At 61.4% G+C, this 6,372-nt stretch carries 4 protein-coding genes; all 4 read left to right on the top strand.

The genetic code is table 11. The features are described from left to right. Positions 1 to 1,254: 1,254 nt before the first annotated feature. The 4 genes from CPBF1521_RS20005 (at position 1,255) to CPBF1521_RS19985 (ending at position 6,365) form a co-directional block, all read left to right on the top strand. Positions 1,255 to 3,753: a ribonucleoside-diphosphate reductase subunit alpha gene (locus CPBF1521_RS20005; RefSeq protein ID WP_115678041.1), complete on the top strand. Its 2,499-nt coding sequence runs from the start codon at positions 1,255 to 1,257 to the stop codon at positions 3,751 to 3,753. A gap of 194 nt (positions 3,754 to 3,947) precedes the next feature. Beyond that, complete coding sequence (locus tag CPBF1521_RS19995) at positions 3,948 to 4,991, top strand: ribonucleotide-diphosphate reductase subunit beta (RefSeq protein ID WP_039521116.1); 1,044 nt, start codon at positions 3,948 to 3,950, stop codon at positions 4,989 to 4,991. A gap of 590 nt (positions 4,992 to 5,581) precedes the next feature. Then, a complete protein-coding gene (locus CPBF1521_RS19990; protein WP_115678039.1) occupies positions 5,582 to 6,067 on the top strand; it encodes a flavodoxin in 486 nt (161 codons plus the stop codon). Beyond that, the gene (locus tag CPBF1521_RS19985; protein WP_115051045.1) at positions 6,039 to 6,365 is read left to right on the top strand and encodes a thioredoxin family protein; all 327 of its coding nucleotides are present in this window, start codon (positions 6,039 to 6,041) and stop codon (positions 6,363 to 6,365) included. Before CPBF1521_RS19990 ends, CPBF1521_RS19985 begins: the two co-directional genes overlap by 29 nt. Positions 6,366 to 6,372: the final 7 nt, after the last annotated feature.

The following is a 6,372-nucleotide window of genomic DNA, read 5'->3' as shown; positions in this document are numbered from 1 at the left end:
CATGCCGCGTAAGGTCCCGCGACGGTGAGCGGGCAAGGACCAGTCGAGAGGGTCGGTCTTTTGAGGCAGTCGTCCGTGCGATGGCTCAATCGTAGAGCGGTTGATCTGCGGCTTTGCTGCAGGGCCCTTGCCCGCCCACCCTCGCGGGACACGCCGCAAGTACGTCCGTGTAGGCTCTGGCGCGGCATTCATGCCGCTCAAGGTCCCGCGACGGTGAGCGGGCAAGAGCCAGTCGAGATGGGCGGTGTGCATGGTTTTCGATAAAGCAGCCGACCAACTGTCTGGTGCGGTGAGGGCACCGCGCTCTTGACGCTGCGAGTTTGCTGCAGGGCCCTTGCCCGCCACAATCGCAGTACACGCCGCAAGTACGTCCATGTAGGCTCCGGCGCGGCATCCATGCCGCTCAGGGTCCCGCGACGGTGAGCGGGCAAGAGCCAGTCGAGACGGTCGGTGTGCATGGTTTTAATAAAGCTGCCGACCAACTGTCTGGTGCGGTGAGGGCACCACGCCCTCGACGCTGCGCGTCCTTGCTGCAGGGCCCTCGACCGCAACGCCCAATAGAGAGAGCGGCAGCGCACACCTGGATTCGGCATTGGCGAGTTTGCTTCCCCAGCTTGGGCGTGCCGGCGGAGCGGCCCGCCAGGCGTGCGGTGCCGCTTGAGGCGGTCACGGCCAACTGACCGGCTTCAGCATCGATGCGTGTCGCAGCCAACCCAACCGGACCCAACTGGTCGATGGAAATGCCGGTTTAGGCCTTGACTGCGCAGTCCAATTGGACGGGTTCCCAGCCTCTTGCCGACCGTTCGTCAGACAGTGCTTTGTGCTGTAAGGGTTTTCGGGAATTTCCTACATTTGGTGTTGACCCCTCCGGGTGACCCCACTATCTTGGGGGAGTCGGTGGTTGGTCGCCCCAAGGCGTCCGGACCAGTGAGAGCATGATTTGCAGCAGGTTGCCAATCAAACGCCTCTCCGCGGCGGCAGCGATGAACGATCACAGCCATCCGGGCCTCGCCTGGAGCAGGCGGCGTGGTCTCGTTGCGCCGCTGTTGTTTCGCCACCGACCACTGCGCGACAGCACACCGCGCGGTGGCGGCCGTGGAATCTCCGGTAAGGAGATGGCTGGTGAGGCGATGCCGCCGCGGACCCCGTGTCCTGCGTGCTGGTCGTTGCGCACCGCCATCGCTGTCCAGGGAGTCCGGATCCGGCCGCAACCCGTCCCCCAGCCGGGTTCGTGTGCCTACGCATGGAGGACGCATGACCACCAACGACACCCTTGCCGCGATCGCCGCCGGTACCGCAACACCCACCAGCGTTCCCGCCGGTGTCAGCGCGCCCGGTTGCGGCGCGCCGGAATTGACCGACCCGTCGGATATCGTGCCGCCTCCCCGCCAAGCCATTGCAATGCACGCACAGACCATCGAAGAACAAGCCGTCGCCACCTGGATCACCAAGGAAGCCGGCAACCGCCGGATCCCGTTCGAGGCCGAGCGCCTGAATCGCGCCATCGACCAGATCCATGCCGAATTCCCGCAGCTGGACGTGTCCGACTACAAGCGCTCGGTGTTCGGCTTCGTCGATCGCAAGGACAGCGTCAACGCCGACGACCTGGTCGACCATCTGATCCGCGAGGCCGAGGCCCGCGTCGATCTGACCACCCCGGAGTGGGAGCACTTTGCCGCGCGTCTGTACCTGCGCCGCCTGTACAAGCGCGCCAGCCGCAACCGCTTCTACGACGCCAGCCAGAAGTACGGCTCGTTCGTCGGCCTGCAGGAGAGCCTGGCCGACCGCAATGTCTATTCCAACGACATCCTGCGCCGTTACTCCAAGGACGAACTGATCGAAGCCGGCAAGATGATCGAGCCCGAGCGCGACAAGCTGTTCGCCTACAACGGCCTGTACCTGCTGGCCACGCGCTACCTGGCCACCGACAACTCGCGCGGCGTGTTCGAGCTGCCGCAGGAGCGTTGGCTGACCATCGCGCTGTACCTGATGCAGGACGAGATCGGCAACGGCAAGGGCAGCCGCGAGCGCCGCATGCAGCTGGTCGGCGAGGCCTACTGGGCGCTGTCCAACCTGTACATGACCGTGGCCACCCCGACCCTGGCCAATGCCGGCAAGGTCGGCGGCCAGCTGTCGAGCTGCTTCATCGACACCGTCGACGACAGCCTGCAGGGCATCTACGACTCCAACACCGACGTGGCGCGCGTGTCCAAGCACGGCGGCGGCGTGGGCGCGTACCTGGGCTATGTGCGTTCGTCCGGTTCGGCGATCCGCGGCGTGTCCAATTCCTCCGGCGGCGTGGTGCCGTGGATCAAGCAGCTCAACAACACCGCCGTGTCGGTGGATCAGCTGGGCCAGCGCAAGGGCGCCATCGCGGTCTATCTGGACATCTTCCACCGCGACATCGAGGCGTTCCTGGATCTGCGCCTGAACAACGGCGACCAGCGCCTGCGCGCGCATGACGTGTTCACCTCGGTGTGCATCCCCGACCTGTTCATGGAAGCGGTCGAGCGTCGCGGCGACTGGTATCTGTTCGATCCGCACGAAGTGAAGCGGATCAAGGGCTGGTACCTGCAGGACTTCTACGACGAGAAGAAGGGCGACGCCAACAGCAGCTTCCGTCGCAAGTACGAGGAAGTGGTTGCCGACGAGCGCATCACCCGCAAGACGGTCAAGGCGATCGAGATCTTCAAGCGGATCATGGTCAGCCAGCTGGAAACCGGCAACCCGTTCATGTTCTATCGCGACGAAGTCAATCGCAAGAACCCGAACAAGCACGAGGGCATGGTCTATTCGTCCAACTTGTGCACCGAGATCCTGCAGAACATGAGCCCGACGCGGATGATGCAGGAGATCATCAGCGGCAATCAGATCGTCACCACCAAGAAGGCCGGCGACTTCGTCGTGTGCAACCTGTCCTCGATCAACCTGGGCCGCGCGATCACCGTGCAGGCAGACCAGGCCGACCTGCTGGGCGCCGACGTGCTGGAACGGTTGATCCCGATCCAGGTGCGCATGCTCGACAACGTGATCGACCTGAATCAGCTGCCCGTGCCGCAGGCCACCATCACCAACCAGAAGTACCGCGCCATCGGCCTGGGCACCTTCGGCTGGCACCATCTGCTGGCGCAGAAGTCCATCCACTGGAATGCCAAGGAAGCCGAGGACTACAGCGACGAGCTGTACGAGCGCATCAACTACCTGACCGTGCAGGCAAGCATGGAGCTGGCCAAGGAAAAGGGCACCTACAGCGTGTTCCGCGGCAGCGACTGGCACACCGGCGAGTACTTCCGTGCGCGCGACTACAACAGCCCGCAGTGGCTGGAGCTGGCCGCGCAGGTGGCCGTCAATGGCGTGCGCAATGCCTGGATGCTGGCGGTTGCGCCGAACATGAGCACCGCGCAGATCGCCGGTTCCACCGCCTCGATCGACCCGATCTACAGCGCGTTCTACTACGAAGAAAAGAAGGACTTCCGCCGTCCGGTCGCCGCTCCGGGCCTGTCGCTGGAAACCTGGCCGTACTACGAAAAGGGCGCCTACAAGGTCGACCAGTTCGCCAGCGTGCGCCAGAACGCGCGTCGCCAGCGCCACGTCGACCAGTCGATCAGCTTCAACTTCTACGTGCCCAGTACCATCCGTGCCAGCACCTTGCTGGACCTGCACATGACCGCCTGGCGCGAAGGCCTGAAGACCACGTACTACGTGCGTTCCAACGACATCGACATCAGCGAGTGCGAGTGGTGTTCGAGCTAAAGCGCATGCGGTAGCGAAGCGCATTCGCGCTTCGCTTCCACGGTTCGCGTTGCGAACCGTGGACCCTGCTTCACCAGCTCCCACACCCCGCGCCTTCGGCGCGCCCCCTCACGCAGGGGGCTTTCTTCCAGAATGATTGCTGCCGTCGTCCCCGCTGCACGCGCGCGCGACGCCTGAAACACGAGTAGAGACCCATGTCCGCAACACCGCTTGAGCGCATCAAGATCCTGGAGCCGCGTCACCCCAACCGCTCCACCGCCATCATCAATGGCGAAACCTCCGGCATCCTCAACTGGAACGACATCCCGTACCCGTCCTTCTATCGGGCCTACAAGGAGCTGTCGACCAACTTCTGGATCCCCGACGAGGTGGACATGAAGGGCGACGCGCGCCAGTACAACGAGCTGTCGGCGCGCGAGAAGAATGCCTACGACTCGATCATCGGCCTGCTGGCCACGCTGGATTCGCCGCAGACGCGCTTCATCTACAACGTCGCCGAATACATCACCGACCCGGCCGCGCATGCCAATGCTGCGATCATCGGCCAGCAGGAAGTGATCCATAACGAGAGCTACAGCTACGTGCTGGCCTCGATCACCGGCCTGGCCGACCAGAACCGCGTGTTCGAGATCGCGCGCACGCATCCGACCATCATCAAGCGCAATGCGCCGATCATGGGCGCCTACGAAGACTTCATGCGCGACAAGACGGCCGAAACGCTGATCCGCGCACTGATCCAGTCCTCGATCCTGGAAGGCATCAACTTCTATTCCGGCTTTGCGTATTTCTACAATCTGGTCCGCCAGAACCGCATGACCGGCACCGGCAAGATCATCAGCTTCATCAACCGCGATGAGCTGGCCCATTCCAAGTTCATCAGCGAGCTGATTCGCGCAATCATCGGCGAGAACCAGGCGCTGCAGGGCGACCAGCTCACCGACTACGTGCACAAGGCCTTCGAGCACGCGATCGACCTGGAAACGGTGTGGACGGCCGAAGTGCTGGACGGCATCGACGGCATCGACGTGGACGAGATGATCCGCTACGTGAAGTACCGCGCCAACAAGATGGCCGGCATGCTCGGCATCGAGAAGCTGTACGAAGGCGCCAACGACAACGTGATGCCGTGGATCAAGGCCTACGCCGACAACTTCACCGAAACCAAGACCGACTTCTTCGAGATGCGCAATGCGTCGTACAAGAAGACCAACTCGGATAACGGCTTCGACGATCTCTAGCAGAAGATGCAAAAAAAGAACCCGCCACTGTGGGCGGGTTCCAGATCGCTCTTTTACAACTTAGATGATTAGATCTGCCGGGTAGTGGACTGTGCGCGCCAACGCACATTCTTCCACCCGAGGCCCGGGATAGGCGGATGCCAAAGAGGCGGTTCGCACTACACCAGATTTGGAGCATCGTCAACAATTTGCACTCGCTGACAACACGCATCCTACAGAGAGTTGGACGCTAGGCCTAGTGCCTTCGGTCACTCTTCGACAGGATGGGTAGTTCCATTTCTACCGGTTCGTTGCGCCTCTTAGTTCGATCAAGAGGTCAGCATGACAGCTCATGCCAAGAGTGTGTTTGTGCATTCGTACACTAGGTTCCGTAATGGACGCCTGGAGAACGTATGTCAGCACTTTCGTTCGCTACCCAATCATTGATTGGTAGTTGTTAACTGGTAAATGGGAGGGGCGTCGGTGTACCGACGCCCCAATCTGAGTTGCTGTGTTGCTTTGGAATTGGAAATGATCGCTACAGCTGTCAATGAAGGCCGTTATAGCGCCTCATTTGAGTGCCGGTAATGCCATAGTGAATAAATCAAGTCATGAAGATCCTTCTTGCCGTAGCATCGCTTAGTGGCAACACCCGCGACGTAGCAAGGCTAGTCTCCGCTCGCTGCGCAGAGCATGGATTGGCACTAGATTGGATCGAGACCGACATGCAGACGCTTGCTGATGCCCCAGCTCCACCAAGTCGATATGACCTGTTCATGCTGGGCACTTGGACGGACAACGGGGGGCGCACGCCGTCGGAAATGAAGCGTTTCATCATCGATATGGTAAGTCTGGTGGGAAAGCCCTCACACGTCGCGGTTTTTGGTACTGGCGAAACACAGTGGGGCGAGGAGTACTATTGCGGCGCGGTCCACCGCATTGCACAGTTCTTCGCCAGTCCCTTTCCCGTTCTGACAATCGAGCAGATGCCTCACGGTGTAAGTGACGCAAACATCATCGCTACCTGGACTGATCAAGTCCTGGCCCACTGCCAACATAGTCCCCAAGATGCAAACCATTACAGTCACCTCGCCTGAACACTACGCAGCCACTTTGGCAGCCCACCCGCGTGCGCTCGTGGATTTCTATAAGGACGACTGCCCTGGCTGCCGCATGCTCGACATGTCGCTGGACAGATTCTCTAAAAGCGATGCCGCCAGTGGCGTGGCCTTGCTGAAGGTCAAGCTGGAAGTGGTAGGTCATGACTTCTTTCGGGATCTCGGCTTGCGCCAGACCCCAACTCTGTCGCTATACCGCGACGGCAGCGAGGTGGCACGACTGCCCGGCTTCCAGTCGCCGGCGCAGGTGGAAACCGCAGTCAAGCACAGTCTCTGAGCTACGG

Origin of the sequence: Xanthomonas euroxanthea, assembly GCF_900476395.1 — a bacterium.
In the GTDB taxonomy this organism is placed as follows: domain Bacteria; phylum Pseudomonadota; class Gammaproteobacteria; order Xanthomonadales; family Xanthomonadaceae; genus Xanthomonas; species Xanthomonas euroxanthea.
The sequence above is the reverse complement of the archived record's forward strand: the minus strand, read 5'-3'. Positions and strand labels throughout refer to the sequence as shown.